Origin of the sequence: Labilibacter marinus, assembly GCF_001659685.2 — a bacterium.
Taxonomy (GTDB): Bacteria; Bacteroidota; Bacteroidia; order Bacteroidales; family Marinilabiliaceae; genus Saccharicrinis; species Saccharicrinis marinus.
The window spans coordinates 395,528-416,440 of sequence record NZ_LXYE02000001.1; the positions used below are offsets into that span (position 1 = coordinate 395,528).

10 protein-coding genes are annotated in these 20,913 nt (G+C 34.9%); 6 read left to right on the forward strand and 4 right to left on the reverse strand.

Annotation, left to right across the window (positions count from 1 at the left end; translation table 11 throughout):
* Nucleotides 1-156: 156 nt before the first annotated feature.
* On the reverse strand, nt 157-534 hold the full coding sequence (locus tag A8L32_RS01535; RefSeq protein ID WP_075589932.1) for a winged helix-turn-helix domain-containing protein: 378 nt from the start codon (nt 532-534) through the stop codon (nt 157-159).
* An 18-nt stretch (nt 535-552) separates the two neighbouring features.
* Complete coding sequence (locus tag A8L32_RS01540) at nt 553-1,284, reverse strand: HesA/MoeB/ThiF family protein (RefSeq protein WP_075589933.1); 732 nt, start codon at nt 1,282-1,284, stop codon at nt 553-555.
* Nucleotides 1,285-1,796: 512 nt separating this feature from the next.
* Here A8L32_RS01540 and A8L32_RS01545 point away from each other — a divergent pair.
* The gene (locus A8L32_RS01545; protein WP_075589957.1) at nt 1,797-3,716 is read left to right on the forward strand and encodes an aldehyde ferredoxin oxidoreductase family protein; all 1,920 of its coding nucleotides are present in this window, start codon (nt 1,797-1,799) and stop codon (nt 3,714-3,716) included.
* A gap of 96 nt (nt 3,717-3,812) precedes the next feature.
* On the forward strand, nt 3,813-4,046 hold the full coding sequence (locus A8L32_RS01550) for a MoaD/ThiS family protein (protein ID WP_075589934.1): 234 nt from the start codon (nt 3,813-3,815) through the stop codon (nt 4,044-4,046).
* A gap of 98 nt (nt 4,047-4,144) precedes the next feature.
* Here the strand turns inward: A8L32_RS01550 and A8L32_RS01555 are convergent, their stop codons facing one another.
* Nucleotides 4,145-6,241 (reverse strand): beta-galactosidase, encoded by a 2,097-nt coding sequence (locus A8L32_RS01555; protein WP_075589935.1) that lies wholly within the window; start codon nt 6,239-6,241, stop codon nt 4,145-4,147.
* A 238-nt stretch (nt 6,242-6,479) separates the two neighbouring features.
* The gene (locus A8L32_RS01560; protein WP_075589936.1) at nt 6,480-10,613 is read right to left on the reverse strand and encodes a hybrid sensor histidine kinase/response regulator transcription factor; all 4,134 of its coding nucleotides are present in this window, start codon (nt 10,611-10,613) and stop codon (nt 6,480-6,482) included.
* Nucleotides 10,614-10,917: 304 nt separating this feature from the next.
* On the opposite strand from A8L32_RS01560, the gene A8L32_RS01565 reads away from it, so the two are divergent.
* From A8L32_RS01565 to A8L32_RS01580, 4 genes are all read left to right on the forward strand, one after another.
* Nucleotides 10,918-14,040 carry a SusC/RagA family TonB-linked outer membrane protein gene (locus A8L32_RS01565; RefSeq protein WP_075589937.1) on the forward strand — a complete coding sequence of 1,041 codons (3,123 nt, stop codon included), beginning with the start codon at nt 10,918-10,920 and terminating at the stop codon, nt 14,038-14,040.
* Between the two features lie 52 nt (nt 14,041-14,092).
* The gene (locus tag A8L32_RS01570; RefSeq protein WP_075589938.1) at nt 14,093-15,940 is read left to right on the forward strand and encodes a RagB/SusD family nutrient uptake outer membrane protein; all 1,848 of its coding nucleotides are present in this window, start codon (nt 14,093-14,095) and stop codon (nt 15,938-15,940) included.
* Between the two features lie 32 nt (nt 15,941-15,972).
* Nucleotides 15,973-17,532, forward strand: coding sequence for a hypothetical protein (locus A8L32_RS01575; RefSeq protein WP_075589939.1), 1,560 nt, complete (start codon nt 15,973-15,975; stop codon nt 17,530-17,532).
* Between the two features lie 466 nt (nt 17,533-17,998).
* Nucleotides 17,999-20,518: a glycoside hydrolase family 2 TIM barrel-domain containing protein gene (locus A8L32_RS01580; RefSeq protein WP_075589940.1), complete on the forward strand. Its 2,520-nt coding sequence runs from the start codon at nt 17,999-18,001 to the stop codon at nt 20,516-20,518.
* Nucleotides 20,519-20,913 lie beyond the last annotated feature (395 nt).

Here is a 20,913-nt window from a genome sequence, read left to right on the forward strand (position 1 = left end):
TTGTCTTTTACCTTAAATTCGGAGGGTTAGCGAGTGGAAATAATATGCAATTCGGATGCAAATGTAATGGAATTGCAATAAAATGCCATTCGCTACAGTCTATTTATATTTAGAATAAATAAGGAAAAGAGTCGAGCGCTAAGATTAGATAACTCCCTAATGATTTAACTCTTGGAAGAACTTCTTGGTCATATCATGGATGGATTTGTCGAACTCTTCTCTCAGTCCTGAATAGGCATGGATAAGTTTTATACCATCTTCGGTCAGTGTTGTTTTTCCCCCATGAGAGCCTCCACGTTGACGATTGACTACGCTAAAACCAAGCTCTTCTTCCATTTTTTGAATAATGCCCCATGCTTTGCGATAACTAATACCCATGTGCTCTGCTGCTTCTTTTATAGATCCAATATCCTCTATTGCATTAAGAAGAGCAAAATGAAGACTATTCATTATCTCACCCGTTTTTTTGTGGTTTAACTGAATGGAGTAATCCAGAAATATATCGTAGTATTTTGAACCTTTTGATCCTGCCATGATGATTAAAGTTTTAAGTTAGAGATGACTGCAAGCACTGCAATTTTCATTTTTCTCGATAGGAAGTTTATGATATTCTAAACCCAAGGCATCAAAAAATAATAAAGTATTTTCCACCGAACTCTTAGCCGTTAAGTATTTAATAGTTTCCAATGCTTGCAATGTTCCAACAGCACCAGCCACAGCACCTAAAACTGGTTTAGGCTCATCTGTATCAATAGCTTCATCAAACAGACAACTCATACAGGCTGTTAGAGGTGGGTTTAACAAGGTAAGCTGCGCATTCCATCCATCAATTCCAGCATGCATTACAGGAATTTTATTTTTTATGCTGAACCTGTTTAATACGTTTCGGGTGGCAATATTATCCAAACAATCTACTATAATATCGGCCATACTTGCAAGCTGTTCAATATTATCGTCATTAATGGAAGTGTTATGTGTTTCAATAACTATTTCTGTATTTAGGTTTGATAGCGTTTTGTTGGCAGAATCAGCTTTGGGTACATCAATTTCAGCGGTGCCATGAAGTATTTGCCTGTTCAGATTGCTTAAATCTACTGTATCTCTATCGCAGATAATAAGTTTACCAATTCCTGCAGCAGCCAAATAAAAGCATACAGGACCACCTAATCCACCTGCACCAGCTACAAAAACGGTAGAGTTCTTCAATTTTAATTGAGCACTTTCGCCAAAATCAGGCAAAATAAGTTGTCGTTGATATCTTGATTCTTCTTGTTTGCTTAGCATCCTTAAGACTAATTTTGAAAATGCAATTTATAAAATAAAAATTGATTGCCCGATAAGTCTAATTAGCTCACATTTATTTTTTCAGATAATTGTATTTGTGTGCTAAGTATTTTACTAATTTTCTTTCATTAATAAGCTAAATTAAACCATCGAAAAAATGAGAAATTCTTGTACTTAGTTTTAGTGCTGATCTTTTTATAAGATGAATTTATATTTATTAGTTCTCCCTCATAATTCCGTATTTGTAATGCTTAAATAAGGTATGTATAGTTATTGTTCAGGGTGGTAAATGATAATAATAAACTGAACAAAGCTTCTGAAACTAAAGTTTCGTGATAATCTGTAAAATATAACTTATTGTTTTATTGTAAAGTAGGATTCGCAGAAAAATGCAACTCGAAAAAATTCATTATCAGGTAAATAAGTCGTAAATACCCCTGTAGGATAAAAGCGAAATGATTATTTTTGAGTATCGTTTAAATCTAAATTTTAATCATTATAATTTTATCGTAATGGCATTCGGTTTCAGAAATAAAATTTTGCGTATTAATCTTACAGATTCTTCTGTGAAGGTTGAAAGTCCAGGTGAGGATTTTTTTAAGCAGTATATTGGTGGTACTAATATCATCGGATATTTTTTAAATAAAGAGGTTGGTGGTGATGTTGATCCATTAAGTCCTGAAAATAAATTAATCGTTGCTCCTAGTGTTATCACAGGGTCTCCGGTTGCAGGTACTTCTCGTTTCTCTGTAGGAGCTAAGAGTCCATTAACTGAAGGTTTTGGTAAGTCTGAGGCGGGAGGTTTCTTTGGTCCAGAATTAAAATTTGCTGGATACGATGCTATTATAGTAGAAGGAAAAGCTGCTGAACCATGTTATATATGTATTCAGGATGATAAAGTAGAAATAAAAAGTGCTAAACACCTTTGGGGTAAAGACACTGGTCCTGTTCAAGAAGCTATTCGTGAAGAGATGGGCGAAAAAAGAGCACGTGTTCTTCAAACAGGTCCTGCAGGAGAAAACTTGGTTCGCTTTGCTGCGGTTTGTAACGAATTAAAGCACTGGAATGGCCGTGGAGGTATGGGTGCTGTATTTGGTTCTAAAAACTTACGTGCTATTGCTGTTAAAGGCGATAACAAGGAGTTTATGAAAGAAGTAGGCAAGGTCAAAGAATATGCCTCGTGGTTTGGTAAAAACTGGAAAGATCAGGATAGTTTAGATGGATTTGGTAAAGTAGGTACCATGTGCTTGCCAACTATTTTAAGCGGTATGGGAATTTTACCTACGCATAACTTCCAGATGGGAGAGTTTGAACATGCTGAGCAAATTGATAGAATTACTATTGAAAAGGAAATGGAAACCAAGCGTGAAGGTTGTTTTGCATGCCCTGTACGTTGTAAGCAAGTGGTGAAAAAGGAATCTAAAGATCCAGATAAAAATATTGATCCAGCATACGGTGCTCCAGAATATGAAACATTAGGATCTATCGGTTCTAACTGTGGTATCCCTAATGCAGTAACTGTTTGTAAAGGAAATGAAATGGTAGCTCGTTTCGGAATGGATTCTATTGGTTTAGGTATGACTATTTCCTTTGCCATGGAGTGTTACGAAAAAGGTATCATCACCAAAGAAGATACAGATGGATTGGAACTAGAGTTTGGTAATGAGAATGCCTTTTTACGAATGATTGAGAATATCGCTCATCGTAAAGGGTTTGGAGATATTTTAGCAGAAGGAGCTTATCGTGCAGCGGAAAAAATTGGTGGTGATGCACCAAAATATGCAATGACTTCTAAAAAGATGGAATTTGCGGCGCATGAAGGTCGTGGTAAATGGAATGTTGCTTTAGGTTACGCCGTTTCTCCAAATGGTGCCGATCATGTTGTAGTAGAGCATGATCACTGTTTTATGGGTGAGCCAAACGAAGATCCTAAAGCTTTAGCTGATGGTAATGTTTATACGCTTTTTAATTGGGGTATTCGTAAACCATTAGATCCATGTTCATTAGATCATGAAAAAGTACGTGCCTTTGTTATTCTTCAAAAGCTATGGGGAGTGATGGATATGCTAGATATTTGTATTTTCCTTGCGGAGCCGAGTCGACGAATGATATTAATGGAGCATTTACCAGATTTAGTAAATCACATTACGGGTTGGGACCTTTCTTTGGAAGAATTGATTCAAGCTGCAGAGCGCAGTATTGTAATGGGACGTTTATTTAATACCAAGTGTGGTATTACAGCTAAAGATGAAGTCTTACCAGAGCGTGTATTTACGCCAATGACCAACGGTGCGGTTAAAGGTGTTGCTATTGATAAAAAGGAATTTGAAGAAGCTAAAGAGCTGTATTATCACATGGCAGGTATGGATGCTGATGGTGCTCCTCTTAAAGGAAAACTAGTAGAGCTTCGTTTAGAAGAGTTAATGAGCTAGGGGCTCATCAAAAGCTTGTGATAAGAAAATTGAGAATTAACTGAAATAAACTTAGTTTTGTAACCTAAGTTTATTCAGTTAAATTTTATTACATAGATGAAAAAAATAACTATTTCTGCGTTAGGAGAGTTGAGAAAAAAGATAGTAGGTGAGGAGACTTTAGAATTAGAAACTTCAATGACTGCTTTTGAATTGGTTGAGAAATATTTTGATATTCCGAAGACTGAACCTCGTATGGCTTTTGTTGTAAATGGTAAAATGCAAAAAGGAGCTTACGTAGTAGACGATGGTGATAGCATTAAAGTGCTAAAAATGGGTGGAGCAGGATAGAAGTTTATACAAATGATATATAGAAAGCGTGTAGTTAATTATTGGCTACACGCTTTTTTTATTGTCTATTTTTAAATGATGCTTTGTCAAGTATTTTCCTAGTTCTCAGTTCTGTATTCGTACATGCCATAACATGTTTCTTGCACTTTTTCAATGAGTTCGTAATGCGGAATGTTACAAACGTTGACCAAACCAACGTTATAGTTTTCACCATCACCTCGCCCCGTCAAAGGTTGATCGGTATACTGAAACCAATGCGCTCCAACAATGTAAGAATTACGCAAGGCTCCTTGTATATACTCCTGATATTTTATACCTCTATCTGTTTGATTACTGGCTTTTTTTACCCCAACATGCAACATACCTCTGTCTAAGGCACCAAAGTGGAATTCGCCAATCATAATAGGTTTATCAACACCCTCTGGCATTTCAATGTGTTCAACGCTATACTCGTATTTATTAAAGCTTACAATGTCACAGTATTTAGCAGCCGCACTAATTGTAATGTCGTTATTGGCCCAGGCAAAACGACAACCTAAATAGTTTTGGTGAGGTGCAATACGTTCTAATTCTTCACTTACAATTCGGAAATACGTTTGCGTTATTTTTGTATAGAAATCAACTAAATCTTTATGAGCAAATTCTTCATTAGGAATAGTTTCAGAAGCCAGTAACTCCTCCCATGTATGATGTGTGGTTTGCCATTGCTTATTTAAGGACTCAACTGTTCTGTATTTTAATTTTAAATCATGAATAAACTCAATTTTAGCAGGCTGTGTGGCAGGACTTTTTAACGTACCTATAGATAAAGAACCCACTTTACCCCAGGACATTTCATTATCTATAAAAAAGCCAATGCACCAAGGATCTCCAGCTCCGTTTTTCTGACGCTCCATGGAACTTCTAACGGCCTCTCTGAATCCGGGATCAAATACATCATGAAATTTACCCCAAAAGCCACTACTTCCCTCAATGGTTGGCGTATTCCGAATCCACACTGAACCTACATAAGGCGTTTTTTGCTGCTCGGTTAATCCTCTGTCCGACATAAACCCTATGGTAGTTATTCCCCAACTTCTTAGTCTTTTATGCGTTAAGGTGCGGAATTCGTCTAGCCAATTGTTACCATTTTTTTTATAAAGGTTTGAGGCGATGAAATTATAGGTGTCATAGGGTTTATGATCTTTATAAAAACCATGAGATGCCCAGTTGCTGCGTCCATAAAAAGGGGTAAACTCACTTTCTTTATTAGGTAGGTTTTCAAAATAGTCCTCTCTATATTCAACGCCTGTTGTTCCAGTTCCACTGGAAACGCAATTGATACCAGCGGTCCAAAATAATCTGCCTTCAGGATCTACCATCCACCATTTGTTGTTCACTTTTTCTGTTCGGAAAAATCCTGTTGCTTTTAACTGTGGGCCAGCGGTCCATCCTCCGTATTTATTACGATCTTTTGCTTCAGGAGAAAGTTTTAGTTGTGCTAACTCGGTTTCTAATGATTTTTTTAATTCATCATCATTATTCACTTTATTCTTCCATTCCTTGTGTTTATATTGTCCATATTCATCTACAAAAGGAAAAAATCCAGAAGTATCTCTTTCTTCTGTTTTACCAGTGGCATATAGTTTATGGATGGCAAAAGAACTAGGAGAGGTTGCATAACGGACATTAAAAGAAACTTGATCAATGGCTTTGAGATCTGTTTTAATTTTTCCTGGAATACCTCGCATACCCACTATATTAAGTTGCGGATTAAATACCCAAGGAGTCCATGATAAATCAACGGTTATTGTTTTAGCTTCTCCTGGTAACAAATCCACATAATCGGAGCAGTACCATCGTGTTAAACCATCTGGATCGTTACCCACAAACATTTCCACCTGCATGTCCTCATTACTAGTATTTGAAACATCAGCTTTTACTTGAAAATATCCTTCTAAATCCCATGCTTTCTCCTGAGGTTCTTTAATGATGATACCCGGTTTAGGAATGTTGTTGCCAGTTTTAACTTTAATTATAGGCTTTCCGTTAATATTTTCCTGCTCAACCTTAGCATCGTTAGTAATAATACTTGTCGGATTATTAGCTGTTGAAAGAGGGTAGAGCATCAGTTGCTCATTTTTCTCATTGTGGTTACAAGCATAAGATACGATCAGTATTATTGCAAGTAACATGGAGGTATTTTTCTTCATCATTTTTTAATTAGTAAAAAAGGTGATAGTCAGAGCAAATTAATTAGGTTTTAGTGCCTAATTAATTTGTTATAACCATGTTAGTTTCTTTTTTTTATTTTTTTAGTAACCTAAAAGTAAGATGAATTAGAAACGATTAGGGGAGGGTAATTAAATAGATACAGGCTGTATTTGAAAACTATAACCTCAGTGGATAGGTCATTATGGTATAATTACCGATGACCTATCAAATATGAATTTTTTAAGTATTACTATTGGCAAACTCCGAAGGACTAACGCCAAATTTCTCTTTAAATCTAGTTCTGAATGTTTTAAGATCATTATACCCAACCATCCAAGTAACTTCTGAAACATTCATTTCTCCTTGCTTTAGTAATTCAGCAGCGTGTTTTAGTCGAATGTTTCTAATGAACTGATTAGAAGTTTCTCCTGTTAAGGCTTTTATCTTTCGGTTCAAATATATTCTTGAAACACCATACTTTTCTGCCAGCATCTCCACAGAAAAGTCAGAGTCGGATAAGTGCTCTTGAATAATACTTAATATCTTATCCATAAACTTAGAGTCGGTAGAATTGTTGGCTACCAAATCTGGTGATATTTCAATCTCTTTCTGAAACTTTTTTCTTAACTGTTCTCGGTTTTTTAATATGGATTGAATAGAGGCTTGCAGCACATCCATATTAAAAGGTTTATTTAAGTAACTATCTGCACCTGTTTCGTATCCTTCAATTTGTGATTCTACAGTGTTTTTGGCTGTAAGTAAAATCACTGGAATATGGCTTGTTGCTTCGGTAGTTTTTACTTGTTTGCAAAGTTCAATTCCATCAATCTCAGGCATCATAATATCACTGATAATTAAATCGGGCATATGCTCAATGATTAATTCTAGTGCTATTTTTCCATCTTCAGCCTGTATTACATCAAAATCATTTTTTAAAGAGGTAGCAATAAATATGCGTAAGTCATGATTGTCTTCAGCAATTAAAACACGAGGTTTTATCTCAGGTGATTGAATCACTTCTGATATGCTATCATCAATGGCGTTAGCTCCTGTACTAGGACTGGTAAATTCGTAACTTGTGTTTAGTTCTGCAAAATCAGCACTATTATAGTGATCTTTTCCTAATGGAATACAAACTTTAAATTCACTTCCTACATTTTCAGTACTTTCAAATGAAATTTCACCTTTATGCAATTCCACCAAGCTTTTACTGAGTGCTAATCCTATACCTGTGCCACCCACATTACCTTGTAACTGACTTCTGTCTCTAAAATAACGCTCAAAAATATGTGCTTTAGCTTCTTCTTTTATACCTATTCCATTGTCTTTTACATAGATAATTACTTTAGTTGAATCCTTAATTACTCCAACCTCAATACTTTTATTGTTGGGAGAATATTTAAATGCATTGGCTATAATGTTGTAAATAACTCTTTCAAGTTTTTCCGGATCAGCATAAATAGTAAGCTCAGGATTAGAAGTTTTTATCTGATAATCGATTCCGTTTTGTTTGGCCAGTTCAGTAAAGGAGAAATAGATAGTTTTAACAAAATCACCTATATTAAACTCTTGAACGTTAAGTTTTAATTTGTCCTGTTCTAACTTTCTAAAGTCCATTAATTGATTAATCAAACGTTTCATGATTTTAATATTCTGATCCATCAATTTAAAATAGGTCATGCGTTCCTTAGGTCGTGATATATCATTTTCTTTTATCAACTTATCCAGAGGTGCAGAAATTAAAGTGAGTGGCGTTCTAAATTCATGAGAGATATTAGTAAAGAATTTTAGTTTCATCTGCGAAACTTCTTCAACTTTATTCTTTTCAATATTAGCCAGAACAAGCTCGTTACGTCGATTGTTTTTTTGTGCTGATAAATACCTTTGTAGTAACATAAAACCAATCACAATTAAAAAGTAAAGTGCAAATGCTTTATTGCTTCTATATAAAGGCGGTTCAATAGTAATTTTTATCTGGGCCGGTTCATCGCTCCATACATTATCACTATTTGAGGCGATTACTTTAAAAGTATATTCACCAGGTGGTATATTGGTGTATTTCGCAATGCGATAGTCAGAATGGGCTTTGTACCACTGCTCGTCGAATCCCTGTAATATATATTGGTAGTTATTTTTTTGTGGCGCATTATAATTTAAACCTACAAAACCAAAAGAGAAACTGTTGTCTCGATATTTTAAATTTATTTCCTCGGTAAACTGTACAGATTGTTTCAAAACACTGTTTGGACTAGGCGTGATTTCTTGATTTTTAATATAGAACTCCGTTAAAAAAAGTCTAGGTTCTTCGGTATCCGATTTTATTTCTTCGGGATAAAATGCATTAAAGCCTTTAATTCCTCCGATCACTATTTGTCCATTTGCTCTTGTGGCCGAGCAAATCTCAGCGAATTCATTATCCTGAAGACCATCCTTAATATCGTAATTGATAACTTCTTCTGTTTTAGGGTTAAAGCGGGTTAAACCTTTGTTGGATGATAACCATAAATAACCATTTTTATCCTCATTAATAGATTTGATGGTATTATTGGGTAGTCCGTTTTCTGTGGTATATGAAGTAAATGAAATGTGCTCATCACTTAAAGGTAACGTGTGTTTTAATAAACCGCCTCCCATTGTTCCAATCCAAATGGTACCGTCTTTTGATTCGAATACTTGTAATATGTATTCATGAGGTAAACTTCCTGTTTCTTGACCTTTAGTAAAAACTTCAAATTTAGGCTGATCCGAGTTTGTTTCATCAAGAGGTAACTTGTTTAAACCTTTGTCCGTTCCTACCCATAAGTTTCCCTTACTATCCTGAAAAATACTACGAATAATAAATGAAGAAATAGCGCCTTCTTGCTTAAGATCAGGAAGCATATTTATTCTGGAAATGATTTCTCCATCTTTATCTAAAGTAAAACGATATAGTCCGTCACCATATGTACCTACCCATAAAGTAGAGTCGTTGGTTGACTTCAACGCAAAAATAAAGCCTATGTCAAAATTAGAAGCAGGTGTTGGTTTGGCTTGTAAAGTTTCAGGATCAATAATAGTTAAGTTGTTAGGCCAGCTTGTACCTATCCAAATTAAACTTTTGTGTTTTTTCGAATGTGGTAAAACCGTTTCTTCTATACAATAGGCTCTATTGGTTGAAATAGCATTGTTGACATCAATTTTCTGAAATCCATTGCTATAGCTGTTGTTTTTGCGAAGAAAGTTAACGCCTTGCTCTTCAGTTCCAATCCAAAGGTTTTGTTGGTGGTCTTCAAAAATGCTTCGACATAAATTGTTACTCAAACTACCAACTGTAATGTTGTGTTCATAATGCTGGAATTTCTTGATTTGCTCAAAAGCTACATTAACACCACCGCCACGTGTTCCTATCCAAATCTGTTGGTTAATGTCCGTACTTAGGTGCGAAATTAAGTTGCAACTGATGCTGTTGCTAGTAAAATCTTCTTGAAATCTATTTGTAATATTCCAAGTGTTTCTACTATTCTTTTCTAGTGTGTATAAACCAGTTCTGTTACCTATCCACAATGTGTTGTTTTGATAGATTACAGCACTTCCGCGAGTATTGTGTAGTATTTCAGGTGTACTGTTCTTATCTGTATTAGATAAATGTGAAACATTATCGTATGAACCTATAAAAATACCGCTATCGCTGTTACATATGCTTTCTACATTTATTTCGTATTCTTTAAACTTTAAAGCAGCAATAGAGGCGTTGGGATTGATGATTTTGTACAAACTTAAGTTTGTCCCTATCCATATATTATCATTTTTATCTTGATGAAGGGCTTTTACTTCATTTACAAACTCAGGAAGCTGAATGTTTTCTGAGTTAATTACATCTACCTGAATAATCTTATTCATGGTAGAATCTAACTGAATTCTGTTTACGCCTAGCCAATTACCCGACCATACTACATTATTTTCATCAACAAGTAAAGAGGTTACATCATTGCTGTTAAATAACTTGTTGTCTGAGGTATTATAAAAATTAGTAAAAGTTTCCGTTAAGGGATCTAATTTAGATATGCCTTTATTGTAGGTGCCAATCCAAATATTGCCAAAACTATCTTCGTCAATACTTTTTATTAAGTTACTTTGTATGCTATTTCCATCAGCTTGTACTCTATAGGTTTTATAAACATAGCCATCATAACGATGCAGTCCATCCAAAGTACCTATCCACATAAAGCCATGTCTGTCCTTATATATATAGTTAACATCATTTTGTGCCTGCTCCTTTAAGTGAGATATTTTAAAAGAAGAGGTACTACCTTGAGCATATGACTGACCAGTGATGATGAATGCAATAAGTAATGTAAGAAAGGTAATATGGTATTTGAGTGCGTCTATTAGCATTATTTAATATTTAAGTAATGTAACTAATTCAAAAATAACCATTTTTTTATATTTAATACTAAAAGTGTTAAAACTTAATAGTCTTTAATAAATACGCGGTTTTCATACGCCCCCTTTGTGTTTTCATATGCCACTTTTGTAATCAAATAACCTCCCTCAAACTGCTTTTTTGCGCCCCTATGTGCAGTGCCATACAATTTACATTTGTTAACATGATTCAGCATTTAATAACAAGTTGCAAGAAGACTTAAGCTGAATTATAAATTGAATGAATCGGTAAATTATTAAATCAAAATTTCAGTTTATGAAACAAATTAGAACAAAATCAAGAAAGCTGTTACTCGTGGTAGCATTCCTGATTACTTCTATGGGTACTCTTTTAGCCCAAGAAAAACAAATAACAGGTGTGGTGACCGAAAAGGAATCGGGCGAACCTATTCCTGGGGTAAGTGTGGTAGTTAAAAATACTACTAACGGAACCATCACAGATATTGATGGTAATTATGCATTACAAGTTAAGACAGGTGATGTAGTGGTATATTCATTTATTGGTTATACTAACCAAGAAGTAACTGTAACAGATCAAACGCAAATAACTGTTGCGCTTGCAAATGATGTAGTTTCTTTAGATGAGATTGTAGCGGTTGGTTATGGTGTTCAAAAGAAAAAGGAGTTAACAGGGGCAGTTGCTCAGATTAAATCTGATGAGATGACCAAAATCGTTGCTTCGGATTTTACCAAAGCATTACAAGGTCAGGTAGCTGGTGTTAATGTAACAGAAAGTAGTGGTCGTCCTGGTGATGAAGCTAATATTCAAATTCGTGGTTTAGGTTCTATCAACGGTTCTACACAACCATTATATGTTGTCGATGGGATTCCGTATGAAGGAAATCCTAATATAGCATCTGAAGATATTGCTACTGTTGATATCTTAAAAGATGGTGCCGCAGCTGCTGTATATGGTACTCGTGCTTCTAACGGTGTAATTTTAATTACTACCAAAAGAGGTAAGGTTGGACAAATGAAAGTTAGTTTTGCTGGGTATTATGGTATTCAAAATATTACTTCTGGTACTGAGCTACTTAATGCTGAAGAGCATATTTATGTAGACGAATGGAAACAAAGTTTAGTAGGTTCAAGCTCTCCTATTATTAGAGATAATCCTGATGCTATGGATTATGATTCTGATTTTGTAGATCAGGTTCAGAATGACAATGCTTCTATTGAAAATTATAACTTAACCTTATCGGGAGGTACAGAAGACTTAACGTATAACTTTAATACCAATTATTTTGCTCAGGATGGAATCTTGATCAATTCAGGTTATGAAAGATTTACAACAAGGGCTAATGCCAATCTTAAAAAAGGTAAATTTTCTGCATTTACGAGTTTAAGTATGTTGCATTCTAATAAAGCACAAGAGCCTTGGGCATTATATGAATTAGCGATGTATCAAGGTCCGTATAGACCACCGTTGCAACAAATTGATCCTAGTGTAAATGAAATCATCATTTCAGGTACAAACCCAGATCATGTTGGTTACTTAGCACGTCAGTTAAATGTAAATGACGATAGACAAGAAAATAGCTATAATCTAGCAACTAACTTAAAATATGAATTTATACCTGGTTTAACTTACCAAGTAAACTTAGGGATGAATTACTATAACTATCATAGAAAGCAATTTCAACCTCAATTGTTAATTTATAATAGTGCAGAAGATACTGAGCCTAATGCTTTAGGAAGTAGAGCAGAAGCAGAGTTAAGAGAGGATCATCAAACTCGCTTGAAATATACTATGGAGAATGTATTGAGTTATACAAAAAGCTTTAACAAGCATACGGTATCTGCTCTATTAGGGTATACAATTGAGAAAATTGATATACATAATTCTTCAGCTACGAAAAGAAATTTTCAGAGCAATGAAACATCGGTATTTGATGCAGGTTCAGATATGATTTCTATGACAGGTAGGGATAATTATCGCCGAATCGTAGGTAAACTAGCTCGTGTACAATATAATTACGACGATCGTTATTTATTTAGTGCAAGTGTTCGTCATGATGGATCTTCTGTATTTAGTGAAAATAATCGCTACGCTTCATTTCCTGGTGTTTCTGCGGGTTGGAATATTAGTGAAGAAAATTTTATGGATGGTGTTGATGCTATTGATAATTTAAAGTTAAGAGGTAGTTATGGTGAAGTAGGTAACCAAGGAATTCCAGATTATCTTTACTCTGCTTACGTTAATTCAAACATAGATTATCCATTAGGAGCAGAAACGGATAATGATGGATCTTTAGGAGCTGGCTCTATTACAAGAGGTTTTGCAAGTGATGTGAAGTGGGAAACGAATGTTTCACGTAATATAGGGGTCGATTTATTAATGTTTGGAGGTAAATTTAGTTTTACTGCAGATGTTTATAAAAATGACAAAAAGGATATGTTATTAGCGGTAAACCTACCAGCTTCAACAGGTACTAATGTAGAGCATGATTATTCAAATCAATATAAATCTTTATGGATGAATATTGGTAACATGACCAATCAAGGTATCGAGCTTTCTTCTTACTATAAGTCTAGAACTAAATGGGGACTTGCTTGGCAAGTAACTGGTACATTTACTAAAAATATAAATGAAATTACCAGCTTAGGAACAATGAATGAGATTGCTTTAGCAGGAAGTCAACCAACAGCTTGGATTCCAAACCAGGATGTAACTACTTACATGAAACCTGGATATGAGGCTGGAGCTTTTTTCCTAATTGAATCAGATGGTATTTTTAATACACAAGAGGAAATTGATGCACATGTTCATACAGATGAAGACGGTAACGAAACGGCTATTCAACCCAATGCAAAATTAGGAGATGTGAAGCTAATGGATGCAAATGGAGATGGTAAAATTGATGAAGGTGATCGTGTGTATCAAGGTTCAGGGATGCCAGATTTTGAAGCAGGTTTAATTTTAAATGCAGATTATAAAGGATTTGATTTAAGTATGCAATTGTATTATTCTCATGGAAATGAGGTTTACAATGGTTCTAAGTTATTTGCTTATGCTAACGGACGTCATAAGGATTTATATTATATGTGGACGCCAGCAAATCCAGGCTCAAATATTCCAACTTCAAGACCAGATAGTAAAGCCGAGAGTTTCCGTTCTAGAACTGATTATTTCTTAGAGGATGGTTCTTTCTTAAGAATACGAAATATCTCTCTAGGTTATACTATTCCTAAAAAAGTGTTTAATGGAGGTATTGATAAAATAAGATGCTATGTAACTGCTCAAAACCCATTGACATTTACTAATTATGAAGGTTATGATCCTGAAGTAGGAGGAAATGGAGTTTCTACAAGAGGTATTGATAAAGGGAATTACCCTGTTACACGTAAGTTTTTAATAGGGGTACAAGTTGATTTTTAATTTTTGTAGTCATTATTTGTACTACCCTGTGTAATATTAAAATTATAATAAGATGAAAAAAATATTAAAATATACTTTGGGTGTAGCTTTAGCGTTTTCTTTGCTTACAAGTTGTGAAGATGAATTGCTAAATCAGGCTAATCCAAATGCAATCACTACAGATACTTTCTGGAAAAGTAGAAGTGATTTCGATAAAGCGCAAAACTCTTTATATAGTTCTCTACAGTTTAATAGTGTTTGTGGTGGAGGAAATGTAAATGTTATGGCTAGAGCCGATTTAGGTAGCGGCGAAACATGGATGGGGACCTACCCATGGAATAACTTGGTATGGAATGATGCAACAACTTTTGTAGAGCGTCGTTGGTCAGAGTTATATATTGGTATTTATCGTGCAAATCAAATTTTGTATTATTTAAAAGATGCCAATTTTTATACTGAAGATGAGAAGAATTTGATAGCCGCTCAAGCGCGTTTCTTACGTGGCTTAAATTACTTCTGGTTGGTAAACGATTTTGATGCAGCTATAATACACGAAGCGTTACCAATGACGGATGAAGAAAGACATAAACTTCCAAGCGAGTCTGAAGAAGTTTATAGCACCATTATCTATCCAGATTTTGAGTTTGCTATGGAGCACTTGCCTGCAACCTGGGATGGTGTGGATAATAAAGGTCGATTCACTTGGGGAGCTGCTACAGCCATGTTAGGTAAAGCATACTTATATAATGAAGACTGGGATACCGCAGCAGGTTATTTTAAGCAAATTATTGACAAAGTAGAGGAAGATAGATTGTATGGTTTTGTGGATAATTTCATGGATAACTTTACTGATATCAATGAATTTAATCAAGAATCTATTCTTGAAGTATCTTATTCAGATAAGTATAAACAAGGAATTACAGGAACAAGAACTGATGATGTAGGTGATGTTGCAGGTTCTGAAGCGCAAAGTTGGGCCAACTATTTAACTTCTATTTTTGCTGGTGGTTACAACTCTTTAATGCCAACTTATTGGATGCAAGAACTTTTTGTTGATGGTGATGAGATTGATCCGACTAACCCTATTAATAGCGGTAAATTATTGTCAAGCCGTTCATATGCTACTATCGTTGCATTAGTTGAACGCGATGATGTGAACAATTGGGGCGAAGATGGTGAGCGATATTATAACGCACCATTATTAGATACGGATAATGGCAAGAGTAAGGCAAACTTTAACTATGGTCAAGGTTCAAAAGTTAGAAAGTATATAAGCTGGTATAGTAAAGATACTGAGGATAATCAAACGCAGGCTAGAAGTGGAATTAATATTCGTCTGATCAGACTATCTGATGTTTACCTAATGTATGCCGAAGCATTATTAGAGGGTAGTGGAGATTATACTACGGCTCTTAATTATGTAGATGATGTAAGAAGAAGAGCTGGAGTAATTACTTTAGAAAATTATATGGTTAATAATGGAGGATCATTTCCACAGTTAGATAAAGTAAGATTTGCAAATGAGTTAGACGAATTTGATTATGTGCCAATGAATGCAGCTAACTTACTACACCATATTAGGATGGTTGAGAGACCATTAGAGCTTGCTTTCGAAGGTCATAGATGGTACGACCTGGTAAGATGGGGAATGGCCAAACAAGTGTTTGATCAAAGATATGCTGAAGAACTAACTCTTAGGGAATTATTGTTAGATGCTAACGGTGACATTCCTACAGAAAAGGAAAGGTTGTATCCATTGTATTTGACTGAGCGTGTACGTCCAAGTTATGGTAGTGCATCCAATGATTATAGTAGTGGTGTTCATGATTATTTACCAATTCCAGCAATTGAGTTACAGTCTAATTTAGCTATTCAGGAGATTATGAGAGCGTTGGAAGAAGCTCTTAAAGAATTGGAATAAGAGGAGTAATCCGATAAATTAAAACAAAAGAGATGAAGAAAAAATATATTAAACTAAGTATAATTACAATGGTCGCGGTGTTATTTGCGGCTTGTGATTCTAGTTACGATGCCCCTACAGGCGAGCCAAATCATAGTTCTGTAGAATCTTCGTTAAAAAATTCAGGAAATACTGTTCAAGTAAATGGTTCCTTTTATTTGTATGATTTCTCAAGAGGAGTTAAGTCAAGAGCATGGGAGTTAACAGCTGATGCAACTAATCTTGAAGGTGAGGAGTTATTAAGCTCAACAGACCAGCGTTTAGATGTTATTTTTACAGTACCTGGCGAAAAGGTAGTTAAACTACATCAAGTTTTTAATGATAGTGTTTATGTAAATGATGGATTCATTGATGGTAACGAAGTTGCAACTGAATTTACGATTACGGTATTGGACAGTGTAAGAGCTAACTTTGTGGCTGAGCATGTATTAGATAATACAGAACTAAATAATGCGAATGGTGCATTAAACGAGGTTCAAGCGGGTCGAGAGGTGAAGTATATGGACCTTTCAACAGGTGAGCCTACAAATGTTAAGTGGATTCTTACGAGAGAAGATGGTAATCAAGTGACCACGGAAGCAAAAAATGGCGAAGCAGTAGTTAAAATTAGTGGTGTAGGCGTATACGATTTAGCTATGGTGTCGTCTAGTGATTTTGGTAGAGATACTCTTGTATATACAGATTACCTTAATATAGTTCCTTCCACTGATCCAATGATTTTGGAGTATGTGAAAGCTATGGATGGAAAATTATACTTAAAGTATGGTAGAGATGTGTTAAACCCAAGTACTTGTCCTGTCTCAGCATTTACTTTACAAGTAACTAACGATGGACAAGATTATCCTGTTGAGGTAAGTTCTATTGCACTAGATAGTACTGACCCAAGTGTTATTGTATTAACACTCGATGAGTTAATTTATAATACAGATGAAATATTAGTTAGTTATGATGATGCAATAGGTACCTTAATATCTGCAGATGCTATGGTAATTGATTCATTCGACGACGAAATGGCCGATTTTGTTCGTAAAGATTTATTCGTAGAAACAGGCTATGATGGAACTGTTGAAAATTCTGAAAACTCTAACTGGCCTTATGCTTGGTGGGGTGGCGAATGGGGAGAATACAATCAAGGTAACAATGTTACTACCTCAATGGCTTACGAAGGATTAAAAAGTTTATACTTCAATATGAATACCAACGGTGGTGCGATTTTGGATTACCGAACTGATGCTGGTGTTAAGCTTAATACTGTTCCAGTGGTTGAAGGTAAAACTTACGAAGGTTCATTTATGGTATATATTGATGAAATTGGAACTGAGGATTGTAATTTCCTTTGGATGTTGCCAAATAATGGATGGGCAACTATGATGGGAGTTTACTTTAATGGCACTGAAACGACAGGCCAATGGTATAAAGTAACAACTCGTTATGAAGCTTCAGCTTCTGAGGATTTAGGCTTTGTTATTAGAGGACATAACCCAACGGCTACAGGACCTCTTAAGATTTACATTGATAACATGAAGTTTGAAGAGTTAGAGTTTAGACCATAATTATAGATTTTAGAAATTGATATTATTTGGGATGGCCTTCGGGTCATCCTAAATTTTAATATTAAGAGATTTTCAATATCGATTAAATACCATATTAATACGACTCATCCTTACCTAATTACCTTATAGTTCTATTTAATATCGATTATTGTTTTACTCTTTGTGAGTTATACTTATTTATTATGAACAATAAATGTCATATACAAGTTTATCATCATTTGGCCAATATCATTAAAAGAGTGGAGTGGTGATAGTTTTGTAATTGATAAAGTGTTTGTTGTGATAATGCTTAATTATAGACACGAAAGTTTAATTGAAATAGATAACCTTATCCCCAGCAGTGTGCTTTTTATAGTACACTTTTAGCAGACAAATTAACCATGTAAGAGGATGATCCTGTAAAATAAAATAGGATGAAACTACTTAGGTGAAAAAAAATCTGATGAATTAAAGAATACATAATCCCATGAAAAATCTATTGATATATTCTGCAATGCTTTTAACTATTCTCGCCTGCAATAAACCCCAAAGCTTCAATAGAGAATCTAATTTTAATAATAATTGGCAGTTTTATTTAAGTAAGGATACTAATGCGGTTGATATGAATGCGGTTGATTGGCGTAATGTTAATTTACCTCACGATTGGAGTGTGGAGTTCGCTTTTGATTCTATCAATGGTGAAGGATGCACAGGATATTTACTGGGAGGTATTGGTTGGTACAAAAAGCAATTTAGTACCCCGGTAGCTGAGGATAAAAAAACATTCGTTTGGTTCGATGGTGTTTATAATAATTCTGAATACTGGATTAACGGACAAAAGTTAGGTGTTCACCCATACGGGTACTCTCCCTTTTACTTCGATATAACAAACTACTTAAATACCCATGGAGAATCGAATGAACTCGTGGTTAAAGTGGATCATTCACGATATGCTGATAGTCGCTGGTATACAGGTTCTGGTATCTATCGAAATGTAAAATTAATTACAGTTAATCGTTTACATATTCCTATATGGGGCACGTTTATAAGCACACCCAAAGTAAGTGAAGAAAAAGCAGAAGTAGATATTGAGCTCAACGTTTCTAATGCGTGGGCTAGTCATCAAACCTGCGATTTAGTAACTGAAATATTTGACCCGAAAGGAGCTTTAGTATCGAAAGTAATGGATGAAGGTTGCTTTTTTAAAGTTGGAGCAAGTCTTCTTAAAAAGAATATTACTATTGTCAAACCTCAGTTGTGGGATGTAGATTCACCCCATTTATACACCGCCAAATTAAGTCTGATAAAACAAGGAGAACTAATTGATGAGTATAAAACATCTTTTGGAATCCGCTCTTTTCAGTTTAGTAAGGATAAAGGTTTCTTCTTAAACCAAAAGAATATGAAGATAAAAGGGGTTTGTTTACATCATGATGCAGGTTTGGTAGGTGCTGCCGTTCCTAAAGGTGTTTGGAGAAGGAGATTGCAATTTTTGAAAGAAGCAGGCTGTAATGCCATTCGGGTATCTCATAATCCAGCTTCAGATGAATTTTTAGACTTATGCGATGAAATGGGTTTTCTAGTTCAGGATGAATTCTTTGATGAGTGGGACTACCCAAAGGACAAGCGCCTAAATATGAACGAACGTCATGATGATTACATCACCAGAGGATATGTTGAGCATTTTCAGGATTGGGCCAAGTCTGACCTGACCAATACCATACTTGCTCATCGTAATCACCCATGTGTTTTTCAGTGGAGTATTGGTAACGAAATAGAATGGACTTATCCAAGAAATGCCAAAGCAACAGGGTTTTTTGGTAATATGAACTGGGATGGTAACTACTTTTGGTCGCAGCCGCCATATACTCCACAAAAGATTAGAGCTGAGTATAATAAATTACCTGCAGAAAAATATAATATTGGAGAGACGGCTCAAAAGTTATCGAAATGGACTAAAGAATTGGATACCACCCGACCTGTCATTGCAAATTGCATTTTACCTTCTGCAAGTTTCGAAAGTGGATATACAGATGCTTTAGATATTGTGGGGTATAGTTATCGCAGAGTAATGTACGATTATGCCAAGGAGTACTATCCCAATAAAGTAGTGATGGGTACCGAAAATGTACCACAGTGGCACGAGTGGAAAGATATTGAGAATCGAGACCATATTTCAGGTACTTTTCTTTGGACTGGTTTTGATTATATGGGCGAATCTAACGCTCGCTGGCCTCGAAAAGCAACGGACAGTGGTTTAATGGATTTAATAGCCTATCCAAAGCCAGCTTATCACATGTACAAATGCTTGTGGTCGGATGAACCTCATATTTATATTTCCTCAAACACAGCAGAGGATTCACCTTATAAAATTCTCGAAAAAGGAGAAATTATAGAAAAGAAAGAAGGTGCTTGGCAAAATGTATTATGGTTTTGGCACAAGAGTAATGAACATTGGAATTACAAAAGGCAAGAAAGTGTAATTGTTGAAGTGATTTCTAATTGTCCCGAGATAGAGTTATTTATCAATAATAAGTCCTTGGGTACAAAAAAACTGAACGATTTTCAAGATAGGATTTATAAGTGGGAACTTCCTTTTGTAAATGGAGAATTAAAGGCGGTTGGACGAAATTTAGGAACAACAATTCAAGAATCGATTAAGACCTCAAGCAATGCTTCAGAACTTCACGTTGATGTTGATGTATTAAAATTAAGCGGAGAAAAGGGAGATGTAGCTCATGTATTGATACAGGTAGTTGATGAAAATGGAGTACCAGTTAAAAATCAGGAACAGACCATTGCATTTGCATTAGAAGGCCCTATTAAAAACTTGGGGGTAGATAATGGTGATCCATCAAACGTAAATAAATTTCAATCTAACGTTATTAAAACTTTTAAAGGTAGAGCTATGATGATTGTTCAGGCCTTAAATGAGAAAGGGGAGGGCAATATTATCATTTCTTCAGAAAACCTTAAAAATACCAAAGTGAAAATTGATGTACAATAAACGCATAGATTTGAAAATATACGTTTAGAAAGAGCTCTTAGGTTTTCTTAAAATCAATATTAAAACCTTTTAATTCGGAATATTTTCAATAACTTTTCAAAGTCAAAATGCGATTTAACAAATCTACTTTTTAAAATTCTTATAAAAGGGAAAATTATATAAGCTAAATGGCTTGTTTTTTTAGATAGGTGTTTAAAATTGATTGAATGCGTGGTATTTGAAATACTGAACAAATACTATACATGGCTTCTAGTGCTTTGATGTTTAGGTGTATATTGATATGTATATGAAAGAGGCTGTCTATAATAAATATAGATTTTACACCCCTAGAATTTGAAATAATAGATCTAATTTTGTTTGAAATTTAAAAATAAGTAACAATTATTAATTCATAT